This is a genomic window from Micromonospora sp. NPDC049891 (genome assembly GCF_040660295.1).
GTDB lineage: Bacteria > Actinomycetota > Actinomycetes > Mycobacteriales > Micromonosporaceae > Micromonospora.
Genome location: NZ_JBFAML010000002.1, coordinates 55495 through 77552 on the forward strand (window position 1 = coordinate 55495; position 22058 = coordinate 77552).

The window sequence follows — 22058 nt, forward strand, 5'->3', positions numbered from 1 at the left end:
GACCGCTTCGGTCGGCCGACGGGCCACCGGTCGGTCCCTTCCGGACGCCGCAACGCCGCTGCGGTCGGCCCGACAACCGGGCGCTGTTTCACGAATATTTCGGATCGATCTCGGCCAAGGTCTTGACGATCTATGTTAGCGCTAACAGCATGGAGGCTCCCGTAACACTCGCGTCTGGAGCCCCTCCATGCAGGTGTCTGACGGCCCTCCCGCCCCACGCCCACTACGACGGATCCCACTCGTGACGGCCGGTGTGCTCCTCTGCGCTGCCACGATCTCCGCAGGTGGCGTCGCCCACGCGGCCGACGAGTGGTCACCTCCGTCGTCGTACACCTCGACCGACCGAGGGGACGGCACGTACCGCGTGCCGCTGCTGCGCTCCGACGTTCCGGACATCAGCGTGGAACGGGTGCCGGCCGCCGAGAACGACGAGGGCCGCGACGTCTACTACATGATCAGCACGACGATGCACCTCAGCCCCGGTGCGCCGATCATGAAGTCACACGACCTGGTGAACTGGGAGATCGTCAACTACGTGTTCAACCGGGCGAGCGTCGGTGACTCGTTCTCGTTGCGCAACGGGCAGAACTCGTACGGGCAGGGGCAGTGGGCCTCGTCGCTGCGCTACCACGACGGCGTCTTCTACGTCGTCTTCAACACCAACAACCTCGGCGGCGCGTACGTCTACCGCACGGACGACATCGAGCACGGCCCGTGGCAGCGCACCGCACTGGGCCGGGGCCTGCACGACCCCTCGCTCTTCTTCGACGTCGACGGCACGCCGTACATCTTCCACGGCTCCGGCGGGACCAGCGCGGTGCGGCTCAACGCCGACCTGACCGCGATCACCCAGGACTACCCGAACATCTTCACCGCGGGCGACTACGCCGGCCAGCCGTTCATCGGCGGGTTGTTCGAGGGGGCCCAGTTCTACCACATCGACGGCTGGTACTACGCGGTGATCATCACCTGGCCCTCCGGCCAGGGCCGGCAGGTCGTCATGTTCCGCTCCCGGGAACTGCTCGGCCGCTACACCGCAGCCGGTGGCGTGAACACCTACGAGGCGCGCGGGGTGCTCAACTCCAACGGCTTCGCGCAGGGCAGCCTGGTCCCGATCGCGCGCGACGGCGGGGCGACGGACTGGTACGGCATGTTCTTCCGGGACACCTTCCCGATCGGCCGCATCCCGGCGCTCATTCCCGCCACCTGGTCCGACGGCTGGCCGACCTTCGGCGCCAACGGGGTCGTGGCGGTGGACGGCACCTTCGCCAAACCGATCCGGCTCAGCCCCGCCGAGGAACTGTTCGCCCGGCAGCAGAGCATCGTGCTCTCCGACGACTTCGCCAACGACGCCCCGCACAAGCCCTACCTGGACGAACAGTGGACGGCGCCGACGGGAGGCGCGGAGGAGATCGCGCCGAACGGGTCGCGGCTGGACCTGGCGTGGCAGTGGAACCACGCCCCGGACAACAGGTACTGGTCGCTCATCGACCGCGCCGGGTGGCTGCGACTCACCGCCGGCAAGGTGGTCACCGGCGACTACGTCTACACCAAGCTCGCGAACCGCGCCGAACTGGCCTGGTTCGAGGAGGCCCGCAACACCCTGTCACAGCGGACGTTCGGGCCCCGGCAGTCGGTGGAGACCAGGATGGACATCTCCGCGATGAAGGACGGCGACGTCGCCGGCCTGGCCGCCTACAACCGCGGCTTCTCGTACGTCGCGGTCAAGCGGACCGGCGGCGTCAACACCGTAGGCGTGGTGAACCGGGGACAACCGTTCGCGGTCGACCTGGACCAGGCGACGCTGGAGAACTTCCTGCCGGGCAGCACCGCGCCGCTGGGCGAGGCGACCGAGGTGCACCTGAAGGCGGACCTCGACTTCGCCGCACCGACCGGTCAGCTCTGGACCACTTTCCACTACAGCCTCGACGGGCGTCAGTGGTCCCAGTTGGGCAGCCGGGTCGGTCCGCAGACGCTCGACGGCAGTCTCGCCCACTTCATGGGGCACCGGGTCGGCCTGTTCAACTACGCGACCCAGCAGACCGGCGGCCACGTCGACTTCGACCACTTCCTGCTCAGCGACACGCTGACGGCTCAGGGACGGCCGCTGGACACCGGCCGGCTCGACGCCGCCATCGCGTACGCCGGGTCGCTGGACGAAGCCGACCACCCGGCCGACGCCTGGGCCGCGATGCTCGCCCGGCTGACCGAGGCGCAGACGGCGCGGGCCGGCGGCTTCGGCACCCAGAACCAGATCGACGCACCGGAGCGGGCACTGAGCTACCAACTCGCCCGGCTCGGCGTCCTCCGGACCGACCAGGCCGAGCTGCCGGTGACCGTCGACGCGCAGGCCCGCTGTGTCGGTGGTAGCGCATACGTGGCCGTCCAGGCCCGTAACGACCATGACGCGCCTGTCGACATCGTGCTGGAGACCGCGTACGGCAGGCGGTCGGTTCCGGACGTCGCGCCGGGTGCCCACGCCTACCAGCAGTTCAACACCCGGGCGGCGGCGGTGCCGGCCGGCACGGTGACCGTCCGGGTCAGCGGGTCGGTCGACGGCCGGACGGTGACCACCGTGCGTACCGCGAACCACCCGGCCGCGGACTGCTGACCTGCCCGACGACCACGACGGCTGGACGGCACCCGCCCCGTCGGCACCGAACCCCCGGATCCACCGCAGTGATCAAGGAGGATGTCAGTGACACATCGCGTGCGAAGGGCAGCCCTACGGCGGGCCGCCGCTGTCGTCACGGTCGGGCTCATGCTGGCCACGGGGCTCGCCGCCGCGTCGCCGGCCCAGGCGGACGACACCGACCTCGTCGTCAACGGCGGATTCGAGGACGGTCTCACCGGCTGGTTCGTCAACAACGGCAACGCCACCGACAGCGCCACACTGTCGCTCACCGCGGACGCCCACTCGGGATCGAACGCCGTGCTCGTCACCAACCGGGCGACGACCGGGTCCGGCCCGATGCAGGACCTCAGCGGGCGGGTGCAGGCCGGGCAGACCTACACCCTGACGGCCCGGATCAAGTACGAGAACCCGAACGGACCGGCGACGAAGCAGTTCTTCGCCACGATGCACTACGGCGCGGCGAACTACACGAACCTGGTGAGCGTGGTGGCCACGAAGGGACAGTGGGCGCAGTTCAACGGGACCTTCACCATCCCGGCCGGGCAGAACGTGTCGACCGCCCGGCTGTTCTTCGAGACGCCGTGGACGAGCACGCCGTCCTCGGACCCCGAGGTGCACCTGATGGACTTCAAGCTGGACGGTGTGTCGGTGGTCGGCGCCGCGCCGCCGCCCGCCCCGTCGAAGACCATCGAGGTCGTCGGCAAGCTGCCCGGCGAGCACAACCCCTTGATCGGGCACAAGTTCGGTGCCGACGGCTTCGGCTTCGTCCACGACGGCCGGGTGTACCTGTACCTGACGAACGACACCCAGGGGTACGCGCCGAACCCGAGCACCGGCGTCTCGCCGGGCATCAACTACGGCGACATCAACCAGATCACCGTGATCTCCACGACGGACATGGTCAACTGGACCGACCACGGCGAGGTTCAGGTCGCCGGACCGAACGGGGTAGCACCCTTCACCACCAACTCGTGGGCACCCGGCATGGCCAGCAAGGTGGTCGACGGTCAGGAGAAGTTCTTCCTCTACTACGCCAACAACGGCAGTTCGAGCAACGTGATCACCGGAGCGTCGCCGGTCGGTCCGTGGACCAGCGAACGCACCAGCACGCTCATCGACGGCCGCACTCCCGGCGCCGAGGACGTGGCCTGGAAGTTCGATCCGGCTCCGTTCGTGGATGCCGACGGGGAGCCGTACCTCTATTTCGGTGGTGGTCCCGCGTCGACGAGCATGCCGCCGGCCGAGCGCTTCAACAATCCGAAGAACCTGCGGTCGATCAAGCTCGGTGACGACATGGTGTCGACCGAGGGCACGGCGGCGGTGGTGGACGCCCCGGTCGCCTTCGAGGCGGCGCACGTCTTCGAGCGCGAGGGCAGGTACTACCTCTCGTACTCCTCGCACTTCGGCGGCAACGACTTCGGCGGCAACCAGACCCCGCTGCCCGGCTACCCCGGCGGCGGCCAGATCGGCTACATGATCTCCGACGACCCGATGGAATGGCCGAAGGAGACCTACGCCGGCGTGCTGTTTCCGAACCAGTCGCAGTTCTTCGGCGCCGGCACCGGCGGCAACAACCACCAGTCGGTCTTCGAGTACGAGGGTCGGTACTACTTCACGTACCACGCCCCGACGTTGAACAAGCGCATCAACGGCAACACCACCCAGGGATACCGCAGCCCGCACATCCAGGAACTGGCCTTCAATCCGGACGGCACGATCCAGCAGGTGGTGGGCACCTATGCCGGCGTCGACCAGGTGCGCGACTTCGACCCGTACCGGGTGTTCGAGGCGGAGACGTTCGGCTGGAGCAAGGGCATCGCGACCGCCAAGGTGGACGGCGGGTCCGCGCAGTTCGGCGACGCGGCACCGAACCTGGTCGTGCGAGACGTGGACAACGGCGACTGGACGGCGTTGTCGTCGGTGGACTTCGGCGACAGTGCCGGCAGCGTGACGGCGAAGGTGCGGCCGCTGGCGAGTGGCGGGGCGATCCAGATCCGGCTGGGTGAGGTCACCGCGCCGGTGGTCGCGACCATCCCGGTCGACGCACCGCTAGGTGAGTGGACGGAACTGACCGCCGAACTCGACGGTGTCGCGGGCGTGCACGACGTCTACTTCACCTACACCGGACCGGACGGCGCCGACCTTTTCGAGCTCGACACGTGGGCCTTCGAGGCCGGGGCCGGGGCCGAGGTGCCGGTCACGATCAGCGCGCAGGCGCGGTGCGTGGGTGCAAACGCGTACGTGGCGGTGCAGGCACGCAACGACCACGACACTCCTGTGGACATGGTGCTGGAGACGGCGTACGGGCAGCGGTCGGTGACCGGCGTGGCGCCCGGTGCCAACGCGTACCAGCAGTTCAACACGCGGACGCCGGCAGTGTCGGCCGGGGCGGCGACTGTCCGGGTCACCGCCGACGGTGTCGAGGGGACGACCGTACGCACCGCCGACTACCCCGCCGCCACCTGCGGCGGCTGACTCCCAGTCCTTCCACCCACGACAACGGAGCAACGGATGAGCACATGGAATCGCAAGCGGCTGGTCGCGGCCGGGGCCGCGGGCGTCCTTCTGGTCGGTTCGGCGGTGGTGCCGTCGCCGGCACTGGCCGAGCCGGGTGACAGCGGCGAGGTGAAGGTCACCGTCGACATAGAGGAGATTCAGGAGCCGGGAGTGCTGGCGATGTCGATCGCCGGTGACTCGGTGGCGTTGACCGAGGACGGATCGACGTTGCTGGTACGCCAGTTCGTGGGCGGGTTGCCGACGGTCACCGTCACCGACACGCGCACGGCGGAGGAGGCGCCCGAGGGCGCGGCGTGGGCGGTGTTGGGCAGCGCTACCGATTTCGTCGGTAGCGCCGGTCAGGCACCGATCGGTGCCGACCATCTGGGCTGGACGCCGCGGTTGCTCGACGGTGGTGCCACCGGCCTGGTCAGCGCGGGTGAGGAGGTCGTGACGGTGTTGGACGAGCCGACACAGCCGGGCAACAACGTCGGTCTGGTCGACCAGGAACTGCTGGTGTCGACGTTCGACTCGGGTGCGGTGGCCGGGGATTCGTACTCGGTCGACGCCGACCTGTTCCTGCGGACCCCGGCGGATGTCGCGGCCGGTTCGTACACCTCCACCCTGACCCTGTCCCTGTTCGAGTGATCTCCCGGTGCGGTGGCCGGGCCACCGCACTCCCCGGGGGTCGCCGCTCGGCGGCCCCCGGGTCCGCACCGTTCCAACCTCGAAGGGCCGTGATGATCCGATTTCTGCCGCGGTGGGCGTCCGTGCTGGTGGCGGTGTCGGCAATCGTGTCGAGCACCCCGGTCGCGGCGTCGGCGGAGCCGACCGGTGCGACGGTGACCTGGGCGGTGCAGCCGGCGGACGCGCGGGGGCCGGACGGCCGTCGGTGGATCGAGCACACGCTGGATCCGGGTGCGGAGGTGACCGAGCACCTGGCGGTGCGGAACTTCAGTGACGCACCTGTGGTGTTCGCGTTGCAGGCCGCCGACGGGTACCTGACCGACAAGGGGCGGTTCAACATGCTGACCTCCGGCCAGAAGTCGGTGGACGGTGGTACCTGGATCACGCTGCCCGAGTCGGTGACCGTCGGGGCGAAACAGACGACTGTGGTGCCGTTCACCATCAGCGTGCCGCGGGACGCGACGCCGGGGGACCATCCGGCTGGTGTCGCGGCCACCGTGACAAGCACCGGCGGGACGGTGGCGGTGCAGAGCCGGGTCGGGTTCCGGGTCATGCTGCGGGCCAGCGGCACGGTCACCGCCGCGATCGCGGTCGAGGACCTGGCCGTCAGGTACGAGAGGTCGTGGAATCCCTTCACCGCGGGCAGTGTCCGACTGACCTACACCGCGAGGAACAACGGCAACGTCGCGGTGACCGGCGACAGCAGGGTGCGGGTGGGCGAGATGTTCGGCCTGACGGGCCGGGACGCGTCCACCGAGGTGCCGGAACTGTTGCCGGGCGACGGCCGCCAGGTCGAGGCCCGGGTCGGCGGGGTCTGGGGGCTGGGACGGCTCACCACGACCGTCGAGGTGACACCGGCGGTGCTGTCCGGTGACCCGGCCGGCGCCCAGGTCCGGCCGACCACCACCACCGTGACCGTCTGGGCGGTGCCCTGGCCACACCTGGTTCTCACGATCCTGATCGGCACGCTGGTCCTGGGCTGGCTGACCATCACCCGCCGACGTCGCCGGCAGCTCGCCCGACTGCTCGACGAGGCCCGCGCCCAGGGTCGTGCCGAGGGCCGTACGTCCGTGCTCACCGCCGACTGATCCGGCGACGGCAGTGGCCCTCCACATCGGAATCGGCCAGAGCGGCCAGAACTTTTCCCATCTGAACAAAAAGATGACGGCCTATTGCGAAAAGCGGCGTCATCGCGAGGATGATTCGATGCGTCATCTCCCTCGGGCCCTCGGTCGCGTGGCCGCCGGTCTGCTCGCGCTGGTCCTCGTCGCGAGCGTCGTCGTTCTCGGGTCCACGCCCGCCTCGGCACACGGCACCCTGGCGACGTCCACACCGGCCGAGGGCGCCACCGTCGACGAGGCGGTGACGGCCGTGCAGCTCTACTTCACGGAGCGGGTCCGCGAGGACGCGTACTTCACCGTCACCGCACCCGGGGGCGGGCGGGTCGACAACGGCTGGACCCATGGTGAGCCCCGCGAACTGGACCGCCCGGTGCGAGAGTACTTCCTGGTCGACGGCGTTTTCGAGCCGCGCGAGTACACCATCGGATTTCCCGCTGTGGTGACCCTCGCCCACCTGCCGGCGGCCGGCCAGTACTCGGTCAGCTACCTGTCGGTGGCCTCGGACGGTGACCCGGTACGCGGCACTGTCACCTTCCGGTACACCGGAAAGCCGACGGCCGCGCCACCGAACTGGCAACCGCCCACCGGTCAGCCGGACCCGAGTCTGCTCGCCGCCGCAGAGCAGCACGGGGACACCGGATCGCAACCGGTGCCCGGGGTGACGGGCGACGCCGGAGCAACACCCGTCGCCCCGGCGGCACCGGTGCCCTCGGTGGCCGCCGCGCCGTCCAGCTCGGACGACTCGGGCGGGACCGGCCCGCTGGGCTGGGTCGCCGTGGCGGTGGCAGTCGTCGCGGTCGCCGGCTTCCTCGCCTGGCGGCGCCGCCCGGTCCGCGTCCAACAGAGTCGCAAGGCGGTACGTCGGCCCGGTGCCACCCGCCCGCGCGCCAATCCCACCACCAAGGGAGGTCGTACCACGGCAGCCGCCACGGGTCGCGGCGGCACGGCGGCCGGCCCGGCCGCCCGGCGAGGCGCGAAGGCTGGCTCGGTACCGGCGGCGGCCCCGGCCCAGCGGGCGGTGACCACCACCCCGGTGGCGACCGCCGAACCTGCGAAAGCCGCCGCAGCCGCCGTGCCCGGGACTCCAGCGGACGGCTCCGCGTCGACCGGCTGGTGGCACCGTGCGGGTGATACCCGGCTCGCGTTGCTTGTCGGTGGACTCGTGCTGACGCTGTTGGCCGGTTTCGCGCTCGGCCGGATCGGCACGTCCGACGAACCCACCTCCGTGGCGCAACCGCCGGGCGCGGCAGCGGGCGGTGGCAGCCGGGACGCGGCCCAGGCGGTGGCGGCAGGTGACGGCCATCAGCACCCGGCGGGTACCGGCCCACACACGCATCCGGGTGACGGCCAGGACCAGGCCACCGGTACGACGGTAAGCGTCGCCGGGTACACGCTGAAGCCGGTGCTGCGCTCCCAGCCGGCCGGCGCGAGCGGGGACTACCGGTTCCGGGTCGTGGGCGTCGACGGGCAGCCGGTGACCCGCTTCGCAGTGGTGCACGACAAGCCGCTGCACCTCATCGTGGTCGGCCGCGACCTCGGCGGGTACCAGCACCTGCACCCGACGATGGCGGCCGACGGCACCTGGAGCGTGCCACTGAAACTCACCCGGCCCGGCGGCTACCGCATCTACGCGGACTTCACCGTCACCACCGACGACGGACGACAGCTGCCGTTGGTGCTCGGCGTCGACCATGACGTGCCGGGCAGCTACGAACCGGCCGGGCTGCCCCCACCGCAGCCGCAGGCGATCACCGGCCCGTACGCGGTGTCCATGGCCGGCGCGCCCACCATCGGCATGACCGTTCCGCTGACCTTCCGCGTCGACCGCGAGGGGGCGACCGGTCCGGCGCAGCTGGAGCGCTACCTGGGCGCGTACGGGCATCTGGTCGTGGTGCGGGAGGGCGACCTGGGTTACCTGCACGTCCACCCGGAACCGGAACTGGTCGACGGTGCGGTGAAGTTCTGGCTGACCGCGCCCAGCACCGGCCGGTACCGGGCGTTCTTCGACTTCCAGGTCGACGGGAAGGTGCGCACCGCGGCGTTCACGATCAACCTGGCCTGACGTCCTCGTCCGCCCGGGAAGTCCCCGTGACCGGGTCACCGGCCGCCAGGGCGGCACCCCGTGGGGTGTGCCAGTAGAGCACCTCCCGCCCCGAGCGGCGCTTGGTCACCATGCCCGCGTCGAGCAGTACCCGCAGGTGGTCACCGACCGCCCCCAGGGACAGCCCGGTGAGCGCGGCCAGGTGCGAGGTGCTCAGCGGCGTGCCCAGCCGAACCAGGATGGCGGCGCGGTTCGGGCCGATCAGTCGGTCCAGCCCGTCCGGCGTGGGCGGGGACACCTCGGCGAGGATGCCACGGGCCGGGTAGACCATGCCGAAGCGGTCCTGATCCCACACCACCCAGCCCCGGGCGCAGTGCGCCGGGACGAACACCAGTTGTTCGGCCCGGTCGAGGGGCAGCGGGGCGGCGGGGTGGTCGTTTACCTGGAGCCAGCCGTCACCCAGCCAGCGCATCCCGGGGTTGAGGTCCGCGAAGAGCCCCGCCCACCCCTGGGCGCTCAGCCGCGAGGTACGGGCCACCACGTCGGCCCGCAGCCGGCGTTCCCGGTCCGGCCACTCCGGACGCACCGTGTGGGTCCAGACCCAGTCGAGCAGGTACACCACCTGCTCGGTCAGACCGTCGTGACCAAGCACCTCGGCCAGTGGTCCCGGGCGGGTCGCCCGCAGATCGGCGCGGATCCGCTCGTCGGGACGGGCGGCCACGACGGCCAGCTCCTCGGCGAAGGTCGGCGTCGCCGTCGCGGGCGGCAGGGTGAGGAAGTCAGCGATCCACCGGGGCGCGAAAGCCGCCGCCAGCAGCGCCGGGAGCACCGGCCGCCGGGCCAGCATCCGTTGGTACGCCGCGAGGTGTGGCCGCTGCCAGGAGCGTTGCCACGGATGGCGGGGGTTGTGCAGCGTCTTCAGCGCCGCCACCGTGTCGGTCATCGGCGAGATGACGAAGCGGCTGCCCGCGAGCAGATCCACTGGCACCCGCCACACCGACACGTTTCGCCCCCAGCCGTAACTCTACGCCGTCCGCGTCGACAGCCCGACGATCGTCGACGTGAGGACGTACTCGGAACTGTTCGCCGTGACCGAATTCCGCAATCTCTTCGTGGCCAACTGCGCTGCCATCGCGGCGCACACCACGTCGTCGCTGGCCCTCGGCTCACTTACCTACGCCATGACCGGTTCGGCGCTGCTCACCGCGCTGAGCATGTTCGGCGCACCGCTGGCCAGCGTGCTCGGCAGCCTGACCCTGCTCTCCGCGGCCGACAGCCTGCCGCCGCGCCGGGCGTTGACCATTGCCGCGCTCGTCGGCCTGGCCGGCGCGGTGCTTCAGGCCGTTCCCGGTCTGCCGCTGTCGGTACGCTTCGCGCTGATCCTGCTCGTGGCGTACGTCGGATCGGTAACCGGTGGTGCTCGCTGGGCGCTGATCAACGACATCCTGCCGGCCGAGGCGTACGTGCTGGGCCGGTCCACGATGAACGTCAGCGTCGGAGTCATGCAGATCGCCGGCTTCGGGGCGGGCGGGTTGCTGCTGGTCTGGCTGAGCCCGTACCAGGTGTTCCTGGTGGCCGCCGCGCTGCGCGCGCTGGCCGTGGCGGTGACCTGGTTCGGGCTGCGGGAGCGGCCGGCGCGGGCCGGGGAGCGGACCTCGACGGCCCGCACCATGCGGGTCAACCGGGAGCTGTGGGCGGATCCGGGACGCCGATCGCTCTACCTGAACCTGTGGCTGCCCAACGGGCTGATCGTCGGCTGCGAGGCGCTGTTCCTGCCGTACGCGGGCGACCGGGCCGGATTCCTCTTCGCCGCCGGTGCCCTCGGCATGCTCGCCGGTGACGTGCTTGTCGGACGGTTCCTGCCGGCCGCCGCGCGGCAGCGGTGCGTGCTGCCGCTGCGGGTGCTGCTTCCGGTGCCCTACCTGGTCTTCCTGATCCATCCGGGGCTGCCCCTGGCGATGCTCCTCGCGCTTGTCGCCTCGGTCGGGTTCGCGGTCTCGTTGCCGTTGCAGGAGCGGCTGATCGCCTGTTCCCCGCCGCGCGCCCGGGGCCAGGTGCTGGGCCTGCAACAGAACGGCATGCTGGCCGGACAGGCGGTGTTCGCGGCCCTGGCCGGTACGGTCGCCGACCTGCTGCCGACTCACCGGGCGGTGGCCGTGATGGCGGGGCTGTCGCTGGTCACGACGCTGGTGCTCACTCGGGGACTACGGCTCACCCGGCGGGCGGTGGTGGTGGGTCGGCTGAGTACGCCGACTCAGGCCGCGATCCGCAGCCGGCGGTAGCGTTCGGGCATGCCGGGCGAGATGAGCTCCGATGTTCCCCCGCCCGTGCGGCCGCGCACCGGTGCCCCGCCGGTAGGACGGGCGGCCGCGGTTCTGGTCGGCTGGTACGCCGTCGTCCTGGTCGGCTTCGCTCTCTGGATCGCCATGCTCCCGACGGAGAACACCGACGGCTCGTGCGAGGGGATCGGCTTCGGCTGCACCCCGGCTCCCCGTGACGGGGCACTGCTGCTGGCGATCTTCTACGGCCTGCCGCTGCTCGCGGGGAGCTTCCTGGTTTCGCTTATCGCGCTCGGGATCGGCGCTGCGGCACGGTTCCGCTCCGCTGCGGTGGCGGGCACCCTCGCCGCGTTCGTCGGTCTCGTCCTGGCCGCGTCAGTGATGGTCGCCCTGGCGGGCTGACCGTTCGGATGGCGGTGGGATGCAACCGATCCGGATCCTGCCACGTCCGATCGGCATGAGCATTCGTCGAAGCGGACGACTGGCGGTCGTCCCCCTGCTGTTGCTGACGTCCGCGGCCTGTGGCCAGCAGGCCGGCGGCGTCGTATCGGGCGGGGAGGACGCACCCGAGCGGTCCTACTCCGTCGAAACTGTGGTGTTCCGGATGGACCACACAGGCGGTTTCGTCACGCCGGCCATGCTGGCCACCCGGCTACCCGCGATAAGTGTCTACGGTGACGGTCGGGTGATCACGCCGGGGCCGGTGCCGATGATCTATCCCGGCCCGGCGCTGCCCAACCTTCAGGTGGGCACGATCAGCGCCGCTGAGGTGGACGAGCTGGTCAAGGCGGCCCGAGCCGCAGGGGTGGGCGGCGCGGCGGACCTGGGCACGCCACCGGTTTCCGACGCCCCCTCGACCCGCTTCACCATTCTCGGTGACAACGGGGTCGAGGAGTTCGAGGTGTACGCCCTCGCCGAGTCCGGCGGCGTGGAGACCGGCCTCACCGCCGACCAGCGGGCGGGCCGGGACAAGCTGCGCACGTTCGCCGAGTCGCTGACCGCCGAGTCCGGTCCGCTCGGCGCCGCGCAGGCGGACCAGCAGCCGTACGCGCCGACCGCCGTCGCGGCCGTCGCGGAGCCCTGGGTCGCCAACTCCGAGGCCGGCCAGCAGCCCGAGGTGGTCTGGCCCGGGCCGGCGCTGCCCGGTGCCGATCTCGGCGAGGGCGTGGGGCTGGGCTGTGTCACGGTGACCGGTGACGAGGCGCAGCAGGTGCTCGACGCCGCGGCGGCGGCGAACGCGGCGACCCCGTGGGCCTCGGCCGGCAAGCGGTGGACGGTGACCCTGCGGCCGCTGCTGCCGGACGAGACCGACTGCGGCGACCTGGCCACCAACCGCTGAGCCCGGATCCGGGCGGTCGGTCACCGGCCACCACCGGACGCCTCCGGCGGGCCCGGTGGTGGCGGCCAGCCCGCTGGTGCCGGCCGGTTAGGCTGCCGCGCGATGAGCAAGAGGCTGTCTCGCGTCCTGGTCTACGGGGTCCACGGCTCCGGCAAGTCGACTCTTGCGCAGCGCCTGTCCGAGCGGCTCGGGCTGCCCTGGTACCCGGTCGACGACCTGCTCTGGGAACCCAACTGGGTCGAGGTGCCGGTGGCGCGGCAACGCAGCCGGATCGAGGCGATCTGCCGTCGGGACCGCTGGATCCTCGACGGGGCCTACCACGGTTGGCGGGACGTGCCGTTGGCCCGCGCGGACCTGGTAGTCGGCCTGGACTACCCGCGCGGGTTGTCCTTCCGGTGGTTGCTGCGGCGCACGCTGCGCCGGCTGTCGACGGGCGAGGAGATCTGCAACGGCAACCGTGAGTCGCTGGGCAGCGTGCTGTCCACCGAGTCGGTCCTGATGTGGCACGTGACCGAGTTCGGCCGGGAACGGCGTCGGCTGCGGGCCTGGCACGCCGATCCGAGCGGGCCGCCGGTGCTGCTGCTCGATTCTCCGCAGGCCCTGGAACGCTGGCTGGCCGGACTACCGCCCCGGTGAGAGGTCGGCCAGCCGGTTGACCACCCGCCGCTCGGCCAGCCGTTCGGCGAACTCGACCGGGTGCCGGTCGGGCATCGTCTGCACCTCGGTCACCCCGAGGGCCGCGTACTCGGCCACCTCGGCGACGAACGCGTCGACGTCGTCCAGCGGCGGACGGGTGACCAGTACGGTCTTGGCGACGCTGTCGTAGTCACGCCCCTCGGCGGCGCAGTGCTCCCGCAGCACGTCGAGTTTGCGCGCCACCTCGGCCGGACTTGTGCCGAAGAGGTTGCACAGGTCGGCGTGGCGGGCCACCAGCCGCAGGGTCTTCTTCTCCCCGCCACCGCCGATCATGATGGGCGGATGCGGCCGGCTGATCGGCGCCGGGACGTTCAGCGTCTCGGTCAGCTGGTAGTGCCGGCCGTCGAAGCGGCCGTTGTCGTCGCTCCACATCTGCCGGCAGATCCGCAGCGTCTCGTCGAGACGCTCGAAGCGTTCCGCCACGGGGACGACAGGCACACCGAGGCCGCGCTGCTCCCGCTCGTACCACGAGGCGCCGATGCCGAGCCGGGCGCGCCCGCCGGAGAGCACGTCGAGCGTGGTGACAATCTTGGCGAGCAGGCCCGGATACCGGTACATCACGCCGGTGACCAGGACCCCGAGGGTCATCCGTTCGGTGCGGGCCGCCAGGTAGCCCAGCGTCGTGTACGCCTCCAGCATCGGCTCCTCGGCCGACGCCATGCCCTCCATCTGGAAGTAGTGGTCCATGACCGTGAACGCCGAGAATCCGGCCTCCTCGGCGATCTCGGCGGTCCGTGCCAGCGTCGGAGCGATCTCCGACGGCGCGTCCGGTGTGGAGAAGTTCCAGTAGTGCAGGCCCAGCCTCATCGCCTGTCCTCCCCGTCGGTCGTCGACCACCCAGCGTACGGCGGCAGTGGCGGGCGACGTACCTGTGCGGCAACGGGCCTCGTGACACCATCGTCCGGTGAACCACCGAGGCCAGCCGATGTACGAGCCGTTCGCGGCCGAGTTCGAGGCACACGCCCGCGATAGCGCCTACAACGCCCACTACGACCGACCTGCGGTGCTCGATCTGCTCGGCGACGTCACCGGAGTACGGCTGTTGGACGCCGGCTGCGGGCCGGGCCTGTACGCGGAGGAACTGCTCGCCCGGGGTGCCGCCGTCACGGCGTTCGACGCCAGTCCGGAGATGGTGAGGCTGGCCAGGAGGCGCCTGGGTGGGCGGGCGGACGTGCGGGTGTGGGACCTTGAGCGGCCGCTGACCTGGTTGCCGGACGCGACGCAGGACATCGTTCTCATGGCCCTCGTGATCCACCACGTCGAGGATCGGCCCGCGGCGCTGTCCGAGCTGCACCGCGTGCTCCGCCCGGGCGGTCACCTGGTCGTCTCGACCACTCACCCGACCTGCGACTGGCTGCTCACCGGGGGCGGCTATTTCGACCGGATGCGGGTGGAGGAGACCTGGCAGACGCGGTGGCGGGTGCGCTACTGGCGGCAGCCGCTTCAGGCGTGGTGCCGGGAGTTCACCGACGCGGGATTCCTCATCGAACGGCTGGTCGAGCCGCAGCCGGCCGGGACCATGGCAACCCGTCATCCCGAGGCCCACGACCGGCTGGTCCACTCGCCGGGTTTCATCGCGTTCCGACTGCTCAAACCGTGAGGCCGGGGTGCGAACCTGTCCCGGACGCGGCAGGGGACCGCTGCCGCGTCCGGGACGGTTCCGATCAGGGATCGCCGTAAGGCGCTAGAGGTTGCGCTTGTTGAGCAGCAGGTTCGGGGTGCCGGAGAGGCTGCCGGTGATCACCCCGCTGACCCCGTTCGCCACGATCCAGTTGTGCACCGTGGCCTGGCTGGCATCGCCGTAGGTCGCCTTGTAGAGCGCGGCGGTGCCGGCGGCGTGCGGGGTGGCCATCGAGGTGCCGTTCAGGCTGGACGTCGTCGAGGTGGGGTAGGTCGACACGATCGCCGACCCGGGAGCGTAGATGTCGACGCACGATCCGGTGGACGAGTAGCTGGCCCGCGCGTCGGTGTTGGTGGTCGCGGCCACGACCAGCGCGGCGGAGAGGTTGCGGGGGAGTCGGTCGCACGAGTTGCCGCCGGTGTTGCCGGCGGAGGCGGCCAGGAAGACCCCGCTGTTCATCATGTTCGTCAGCGCGGTGGCCAGCGTGGAGCTGTAGGTGTAGTTCCAGGAGGCGTTCGCCACCGCCGGCTTGTTGGCGTTGCGGGTCACCCAGTCGACGGCACCGACGGCGGCGGAGAGGGTGCCGCCGCCCGAGCAGTTGAGCCACTTCACGCCGTACAGCCGGACGTTCTTGGCGACGCCGTGGCTGGTGCCGCCGATGGTGCCGGCCACGTGCGTGCCGTGGCCGTTGCAGTCGGTGTTGTTGCTGTCGATGGCGTTGTGGGCGAACTGGGCCCGCCCGCCGAAGTCCGGATGGTTGGCCTGGATGCCGCTGTCGATGATGTACGCGTGCACCCCGGTACCTGTCGAGTTGTAGGTGTAGCTGCTCGACAGTGGTCGGCTGGTCTGGTCGATCCGGTCGAGGCCCCAGGACGGCGGGTTGCTCTGGGTGGCGTCGACCACGTCGTGCTGGAGCACGTCGCGCTCGATGCTCAGCACGTTGGCGTTGTGCGCCAGCTCGGTGACCTGGGCGGTGGTGAGCCGGGCGGCGAATCCGTTCACCGCTCGCTCGAAGTAGGCGGTGGGGGTCGCCTTCAGGGCCCGTGCCGGGACTGTCGCGTCGGTCCCGGGCTTCATCGTGACGACGTACGCCCCGGAGATGACCGCGACGTCGCCGGCCGCTCGGGGGGTGGTGATCGGCAGGGCTGCGGCCCGATAGGGTCCGCCCGCGGCCATCGCGGGTTGCGGCAGCGCGACCAGGGTGGCGGCGACTGCCGCCGTGGTGATGCCGGCGGCGATCGTGGCGCGCCGCAGGCGCGGTAGGCGTGCTTGTGACACGGAGCCTCCTCAACAGCGGACCATCCGGCAGGGATGATCAAAAACGCTGAACGGAGGTTATATAGATCAACGAGAAAATATAAGTATGGGAATGTAACAAGTTCGTTCCCCGTTCCGCTCGTGGTCCGGCACGGCGTGACGGCGGGCCCGGGACGCTCGAGACGCGGCGGACGTGACGGACCCGACCGGCGTTACGGTGGGCAGATGGACGAACTCGTGGCCCTGTACCTGGCGGGTGACACCTCGGGAACCGTCACCGGTGCCGCCCCACGCAGTGCCGTACGCGCCGGCAACCTGCCGCACGCCGCCACGGCGGTGTTGCTACGTGACGAGCGGGACCGGGTCTACGTCCATCGCCGTACCGACACGAAGGACGTCTACCCGGGCATGCACGACGCCTTCGCCGGAGGTGTGGTGCTGGCCGGCGAGGACCCGGCCGAGGCGGCGGCCCGGGAACTCACCGAGGAACTGGGCGTCACGAACTGCGAGATTCAGCCCTGCCTGCGGTACTGGTACGCCGACACGCGCACCAGCTACCTCGCGTACGTCTTCGAGGCCCGCTATGAGCGGCACCGGTGCGGTCCGGTGGTGCATCAAGCCAGCGAGGTCGCCGACGGCTGGTGGCTCGACCTGGCCGAGCTGGTCGACCGGCTCGCCGATCCGGGCTGGTCCTTCGTCCCCGACGGGCGGGTCACCCTCGACCACTACCTGCGGCAGGTGCCACGCTAGGTCGAGCTTGACCAATCGTCACGACTGCGACGGCCGCAGCGGTGAAGATGGGCCCATGGGGCTGTTTCTCCGCGGGCGCGTAGAGGTGACCACGGAGAGGCACCGGACGACGCGGTACGAGATCTTCTTCGATCTGGTGTTCGTCTTCGCCCTCACCCGGATCACCGCCTACATGGCTGGCCAGGCCTCGCCACTGACCCTGCTCAAGGGCCTGGTCGTCCTGCTGCTGCTGTGGATCTCCTGGCTGATCTACGCCTGGCTGGGTAACCAGGCCCGCGCCGACATCGGGCTGATCCGGGCCGGCACCACCGCTGTCATGGGCCCGATCTTCCTCATCGCCGTGGTGATCCCGAACGTCTGGGAGTTGGGCCCCGGCCCGCGCCTGATCCTGGTGCTGTCGTACCTCGTGGTGCGGGTGGTCCACCTGGCCCTCTATCGCCGCGCGGCTGAGGGCGACCGGCGGCTGCACCGTACGCTCCGCATCTACACCGCGACCACCGCGCTGTCCTGGATCCCGCTCGTCCTCGGTGCCGTGTTCGGCGGTCGCGCGCAGTTGCTGCTCTGGACGGCGGCGGTCGCCGTCGACTTCGCCGGCGGACTTATCGCCTCCATGTTGAGCGGGTGGCCGCTGCGCAGTTCGGAGCACTTCACCGAACGGCACGCCCTCGTGGTGATCATCGCGCTCGGCGAGACGCTGATCTCGGTCGGCGCCGGCATCGGCTCTGAGATGATCAATGGGCCGACCCTGCTGGCCATGCTGCTCACGCTCGTCGTCACGGTCTGCCTGTTCCGGCTGTACATGCTGAACTCGGTGGCGGCGGGAGAGGCGCTGATGACCGAGCAGGGGCCGCGCCGGGACCGGCTCGCCGCCAATGCCTACAGCGGCGGCCATTTCGCGTTGATCGCCGGAACGATCTACCTGGCGCTCGGGGTCCATGAGGTGATCGCCCCCCTGGCACATCACGAGCCCTGGGACGCCGCCGGGTCGAGCCTGGCCTGGACCCCGGCCGCCGCGCTGTTCGGCGGGGTCGCCCTGTATCTCGCGGGCGAGGTTCTGTTCCGTGGGCTCAGCGTGCGATCGGTGACCCCGGCGCAGCTGCTCGCGCCCGTGGTGGCGTTGGCGCTGCTGCCGGCCGGGCGGTACCTGCCCGGCCTGGTCGCCCTCGGCCTGCTCGCCGCCTTCCTCGTCGTGCTCGTCGGCTACGAGCGGGTCTTCGGTGCCGGCCGTGGCTCCAGCCCTCCCGCCACCGCGCGGCGCGACCCGGGGGCGCGCTGAGCCCGGGCCCGCGCATCGGGGTCAGAAGCCGAGGGCGGTCCTCCCGCCGACCACCGGCAGGCGCAACTCGCTGCGGTGCGGCGCGACCCGCAACCGGGTGCCACCCAGCGGCAGCAGGGTGTACTCCTGGTCGCTGGAGAAGATCACCAGACCGATTCGGTGGCCCGCCGGGAAGACGTGGTCCTTGGGCTCCAGGGTCCACCGCAGGTCGTACAGGCTGCCCTGGCGCAGCGGGTCGGTGCGCGACGCACTGCGGCGGTTCTGGGGGTCCGTCCAGCCCCGGGTCACCACTGTCGGTGCGGCGGTGGAGCCGGCCGGCCCGTAGTCGACCAGGTACGCGGAGAGATTCGCGTCCGGCTTGTTGTCGATCGCCAGCCGTAGTCGTAGCTCCGGACGGCCGGATACGCGGACGTCCCGGGTCAGCGTGGGGGAAAGGTAGGCCAACCGGTGGGGACTGGGTGTGCCCGGATCGGCGACCAGGGTGTCCGGGTGGATGGTGCGACCCTCGTCGACGAAGCGGTGTTCGACGGCGCGATTCGGCGCCCGGGCGGAGGTGAGCGCGCCGACCGGGGTGGCGTCGGTGGCTGCCAGCCGCAGCGACACCTCTCGGCTGGCCGGGTCGGGCCAGTTGGCGTACGTCGCGTAGGAACGGTCCTCGCGCTGCACCACGGCGGTCGGCTCGTCCATGATCCCGTTGGGCACCTGCCACAGCCAGTGGTCGAACCAGCGGTTCTCGGTCTGCTTCCAGGTCCAGGTGCGGCCGTCGGGCAGGGTCACCGAGGCCGTGTTGCCCGGGCCGCCGTGCCCGCCCTGGTGCAGCCAGATCCGGCGCGGTACGTGGTGTCGGGTCAACTCGTCCCACCAGCCGGCGAAGTGCTCGGTCTTCACGTTCCAGTCGTTGAGGCCGTGGACGACGAGCACGCTGGCCCGTACCTTCCGGGCGTCGCGGTGGTCCCGGTCTCGCCAGAACGCCGAGTAGTCGCCGGTGACCCGGTCCTGCCGGGCGGTCAGCTCGGCGATCTCGTCGGCGCAGCGCCCCTCGGCCCGGGTCTGGCCGGCGGTGAACCCGGCCAGCACGTCGGTGTCCTCACCCTGGTACGTCCCGGGCGCCACCACCAGGCCGTTGGCCCGGTAGTAGTCGTACCAGCTGCTGATGGCGGCCACCGGCACGATGGTCCGAAGTCCCGGGACGCCGGTGGCGGCCACCTGGTTGGGCAGCGTGCCGTTGTAGGAGACGCCGGTCATGCCGACGGCCCCGGTGGTCCAGTCGGCGGTGACCGGCGCGCCGGCCGCGTCGTATCCCTTCGCCCGCCCGTTCAGCCAGTCGATCACCGCCCGGGTGCCGAGCGTCTCGGCCTGGTCACCGCTGGTCGGGCAGCCGTCGGAATCGCCGGTGCCGACGCTCTGCCCGAGCACGACCGCGTATCCCCGGGGCACGTAGTAGTCGTCCAGCGAGCCGGGCAGGTTGGCCTTCGCCGTCGCCCGCTGCACCGTCACGTCGGACGTCCGCTGGCCGGACCGGCGACCGACGCCGTTCTGCGGCAGCTCGTCCACCAGCACGCTCGGGTACGGCACGTCGGACCAGACGTCCTTGCGGTACGGGCTGTGCTCGAAGATCACCGGCACCTTGAAGCCCTCGGTGGCGGTCTCCCGGGGTCGGGATATGTCGATCGCCACCCGGTCGAGGCGGCCGTCGTGGTCGGTGTCCACCGTGGTCTGCACATACACCCGTTCCTCGATCGCGTCGGCGAGCGAGAACACCGGTTGGGTCATGCCGTCGACGACCACGATGCCGGGTGTGGCGGTGGGCGTGGGTCGCGCCGCCGCCGGAGCTGCGGTCAGCGTCAACGCGCCGGCCAGACCGACGCCGAGCAGTGCAAGCAGGTGGGGGGACCGACGCACGGGCGTCTCCCTTCGGTGCCGGTGTCCGCCAGGGGGATGGCGACCATCGACCACATGCTATGTCGTGCGGCGTCGGAGCGGTGACCGCTCGGTTCCGGCCGGCGGCCCCGTCCGCCGATGGCTCGGTCCGGCCGCGTGGGTCGTACCGATCGACGGCGTCGACCCGGAGCAAAATCAAGACATTTACATCTTGCGATGTTATCGCTCACAGGTTACGTTGCGGAGGCAGGAGCGAAGGGCACGCTCCGACGTCCCCCGCTCGGTCGGTGACCGGGCGAGCCGCGGCGCGTTGCGCCGGCTGACGGGCACTGCGGGCCCCGTGCGGGACGGGTCAGCCGCCGGTCCAGGGCGGCTGACGGTACGTCGCGGGAGCCGTGGCACACGTCGACAATCGCCGCTCCGGGCCACCCACCTGACCTGACAGCCCGGACCGGTGTCGCACCGTATCCAGGCGCATCCCTGCGGTACGCCGGCCGTTCCCGGCGATGCCAACACCGCGATGCGCCGCACCGCCGCGCGTCCACAGCGGGCGCGGAATGGAGTACACGATGTCCAGGCGTAGATCGATCTTCGGGCCTGTCGCGCTCGCGGCCCTGATGGTGCTGGCCGCCGCCGGCACGGCACTGAGCGCAAACCCCGGCAGCGTCCCGGCCGCCCAGTCCGGCATCCTGGCCGCCACCGCCGGCTGCGGCAAGGCACCCACGCTGCGCAGCGGTACGCACACCATCCAGAGCGGCGGCAAGAACCGCAGCTACATCCTGCGGGTGCCGGACAACTACAACAACAACAACCCGTACCGACTGGTGTTCGGGTTCCACTGGCTCAACGGCTCGGCGACCGACGTCGCCACCGGCCAGACCGTGCAGCGCGATACCTGGGCCTACTACGGGCTGCTGCCCCTGTCGAACAACAGCACCATCTTCGTCGCGCCGCAGGGACTCAACAGCGGCTGGGCCAACTCCGGCGGCGAGGACGTCACCTTCGTCGACGACATGCTCCGGCAGATCGAGGGTGACCTCTGTGTCGAGACCACGCAGCGCTTCGCGCTCGGGTTCAGCTACGGCGGTGCGATGAGTTACGCGGTCGCCTGTGCCCGGCCGAACATCTTCCGCGCCGTCGCCGTCTACGGTGGTGCGCAGCTGAGTGGATGCAGCGGCGGCACCCAGCCGGTCGCCTACTTCGGGGCGCACGGTATCCGCGACAGCGTCCTGAACATCTCCAACGGACGGTCGCTGCGGGACCGGTTCGTTCGCAACAACGGATGCACCGCGCAGAACCCGCCGGAACCGTCGCAGGGCAGCCTCACCCACCGCAGCACCACCTACTCCGGCTGCGCGTCCGGCTACCCGGTGGTCTGGGCGGCGTTCGACGAGGGACACATCGCCGCACCGCAGGACGGCGCTCCCGGTGACAGTGGCTCCCGGACCTGGCTGCCGGGCGAGACCTGGCGCTTCTTCACCCAGTTCGGCGGCACCACGCCGCCGCCGAACCCGACCACCCCGCCGCCGAGCCCGACCACCCCGCCCCCGAGCCCGACCACGCCGCCGCCCGGTGGTGGGGCGTGCCGGGTCACCGCCGAGGTCAACGCCTGGAACAACGGCCTGACCGAGCAGATCACCATCACCAACACCGGCAGTTCCACGATCAACGGCTGGTCGCTGGTCTTCACGCTGCCCAGCGGGCAGACCATCACCGGCGGCTGGAACGCCAGCTACTCACCGACCTCCGGGCAGGTGACCGCGCGGAACGTCTCCTACAACGGCACCATCGCCCCGAACGCGTCGGTCGGCATCGGCTTCCAGGCCACCCACACCGGCAACACCGCCAGACCGAGTTCCTTCACCCTCAACGGCGCGGCCTGCACCGTCAGCTGATCCGTACGTTGTCCGGGCGCGGATCCCACCCGGGGTCCGCGCCCGGCCGCCGCCGGTGCGGACGCCGCCGACCCGTCGTACCGA

Annotated in this window: 17 protein-coding genes; 13 read left to right on the top strand and 4 right to left on the bottom strand. The window is 70.9% G+C overall.

The genetic code is table 11. From position 1 onward, the window contains the following. Window positions 1-241: 241 nt before the first annotated feature. The 5 genes from AB0I71_RS03560 (at window position 242) to AB0I71_RS03580 (ending at window position 9001) form a co-directional block, all read left to right on the top strand. Window positions 242-2611, top strand: coding sequence for a glycoside hydrolase 43 family protein (locus AB0I71_RS03560; RefSeq protein ID WP_357581672.1), 2370 nt, complete (start codon window positions 242-244; stop codon window positions 2609-2611). A 150-nt stretch (window positions 2612-2761) separates the two neighbouring features. Then, complete coding sequence (locus AB0I71_RS03565) at window positions 2762-5110, top strand: carbohydrate binding domain-containing protein (protein ID WP_357581673.1); 2349 nt, start codon at window positions 2762-2764, stop codon at window positions 5108-5110. Window positions 5111-5146: 36 nt separating this feature from the next. After that, complete coding sequence (locus AB0I71_RS03570) at window positions 5147-5779, top strand: hypothetical protein (RefSeq protein WP_357581674.1); 633 nt, start codon at window positions 5147-5149, stop codon at window positions 5777-5779. Between the two features lie 92 nt (window positions 5780-5871). Next, window positions 5872-6906, top strand: coding sequence for a hypothetical protein (locus AB0I71_RS03575; protein ID WP_357581675.1), 1035 nt, complete (start codon window positions 5872-5874; stop codon window positions 6904-6906). Window positions 6907-7024: 118 nt separating this feature from the next. Then, entirely contained in the window at window positions 7025-9001 is a 1977-nt protein-coding gene (locus AB0I71_RS03580) for a copper resistance CopC family protein (RefSeq protein ID WP_357581676.1), read from the top strand. On the opposite strand, the gene AB0I71_RS03585 is transcribed toward AB0I71_RS03580, so the two are convergent. Beyond that, on the bottom strand, window positions 8988-9968 hold the full coding sequence (locus tag AB0I71_RS03585; RefSeq protein WP_357581677.1) for a helix-turn-helix transcriptional regulator: 981 nt from the start codon (window positions 9966-9968) through the stop codon (window positions 8988-8990). The two genes, AB0I71_RS03580 and AB0I71_RS03585, sit on opposite strands and share 14 nt — an antisense overlap. Before the next feature lie 73 nt (window positions 9969-10041). On the opposite strand from AB0I71_RS03585, the gene AB0I71_RS03590 reads away from it, so the two are divergent. The 4 genes from AB0I71_RS03590 (at window position 10042) to AB0I71_RS03605 (ending at window position 13234) form a co-directional block, all read left to right on the top strand. After that, the gene (locus AB0I71_RS03590) at window positions 10042-11262 is read left to right on the top strand and encodes an MFS transporter (protein WP_357581678.1); all 1221 of its coding nucleotides are present in this window, start codon (window positions 10042-10044) and stop codon (window positions 11260-11262) included. Window positions 11263-11271: 9 nt separating this feature from the next. Further along, complete coding sequence (locus tag AB0I71_RS03595) at window positions 11272-11661, top strand: hypothetical protein (protein WP_357581679.1); 390 nt, start codon at window positions 11272-11274, stop codon at window positions 11659-11661. 55 nt (window positions 11662-11716) lie between these two features. Further along, the gene (locus AB0I71_RS03600) at window positions 11717-12598 is read left to right on the top strand and encodes a hypothetical protein (RefSeq protein WP_357581680.1); all 882 of its coding nucleotides are present in this window, start codon (window positions 11717-11719) and stop codon (window positions 12596-12598) included. Window positions 12599-12700: 102 nt separating this feature from the next. Beyond that, window positions 12701-13234 (top strand): AAA family ATPase, encoded by a 534-nt coding sequence (locus AB0I71_RS03605; RefSeq protein ID WP_357581681.1) that lies wholly within the window; start codon window positions 12701-12703, stop codon window positions 13232-13234. Here the strand turns inward: AB0I71_RS03605 and AB0I71_RS03610 are convergent. Further along, window positions 13220-14101 carry a TIGR03560 family F420-dependent LLM class oxidoreductase gene (locus AB0I71_RS03610; RefSeq protein ID WP_357581682.1) on the bottom strand — a complete coding sequence of 294 codons (882 nt, stop codon included), beginning with the start codon at window positions 14099-14101 and terminating at the stop codon, window positions 13220-13222. The two genes, AB0I71_RS03605 and AB0I71_RS03610, sit on opposite strands and share 15 nt — an antisense overlap. Before the next feature lie 97 nt (window positions 14102-14198). On the opposite strand from AB0I71_RS03610, the gene AB0I71_RS03615 reads away from it, so the two are divergent. After that, window positions 14199-14894, top strand: coding sequence for a class I SAM-dependent methyltransferase (locus AB0I71_RS03615; RefSeq protein ID WP_357581683.1), 696 nt, complete (start codon window positions 14199-14201; stop codon window positions 14892-14894). 84 nt (window positions 14895-14978) lie between these two features. On the opposite strand, the gene AB0I71_RS03620 is transcribed toward AB0I71_RS03615, so the two are convergent. Further along, entirely contained in the window at window positions 14979-16193 is a 1215-nt protein-coding gene (locus tag AB0I71_RS03620; RefSeq protein WP_357581684.1) for a S8 family serine peptidase, read from the bottom strand. 204 nt (window positions 16194-16397) lie between these two features. On the opposite strand from AB0I71_RS03620, the gene AB0I71_RS03625 reads away from it, so the two are divergent. Both AB0I71_RS03625 and AB0I71_RS03630 read left to right on the top strand, forming a co-directional pair. After that, window positions 16398-16922 (top strand): NUDIX domain-containing protein, encoded by a 525-nt coding sequence (locus AB0I71_RS03625; RefSeq protein ID WP_357581685.1) that lies wholly within the window; start codon window positions 16398-16400, stop codon window positions 16920-16922. A gap of 55 nt (window positions 16923-16977) precedes the next feature. Continuing rightward, complete coding sequence (locus AB0I71_RS03630; RefSeq protein ID WP_357581686.1) at window positions 16978-18198, top strand: low temperature requirement protein A; 1221 nt, start codon at window positions 16978-16980, stop codon at window positions 18196-18198. Window positions 18199-18219: 21 nt separating this feature from the next. Here AB0I71_RS03630 and AB0I71_RS03635 read toward each other — a convergent pair whose 3' ends face one another. Continuing rightward, on the bottom strand, window positions 18220-20100 hold the full coding sequence (locus AB0I71_RS03635) for a Xaa-Pro dipeptidyl-peptidase (protein ID WP_357581687.1): 1881 nt from the start codon (window positions 20098-20100) through the stop codon (window positions 18220-18222). Between the two features lie 548 nt (window positions 20101-20648). Between AB0I71_RS03635 and AB0I71_RS03640 the strand changes: the two genes are divergently transcribed. Beyond that, window positions 20649-21974 (top strand): cellulose binding domain-containing protein, encoded by a 1326-nt coding sequence (locus tag AB0I71_RS03640; RefSeq protein ID WP_357581688.1) that lies wholly within the window; start codon window positions 20649-20651, stop codon window positions 21972-21974. Window positions 21975-22058 lie beyond the last annotated feature (84 nt).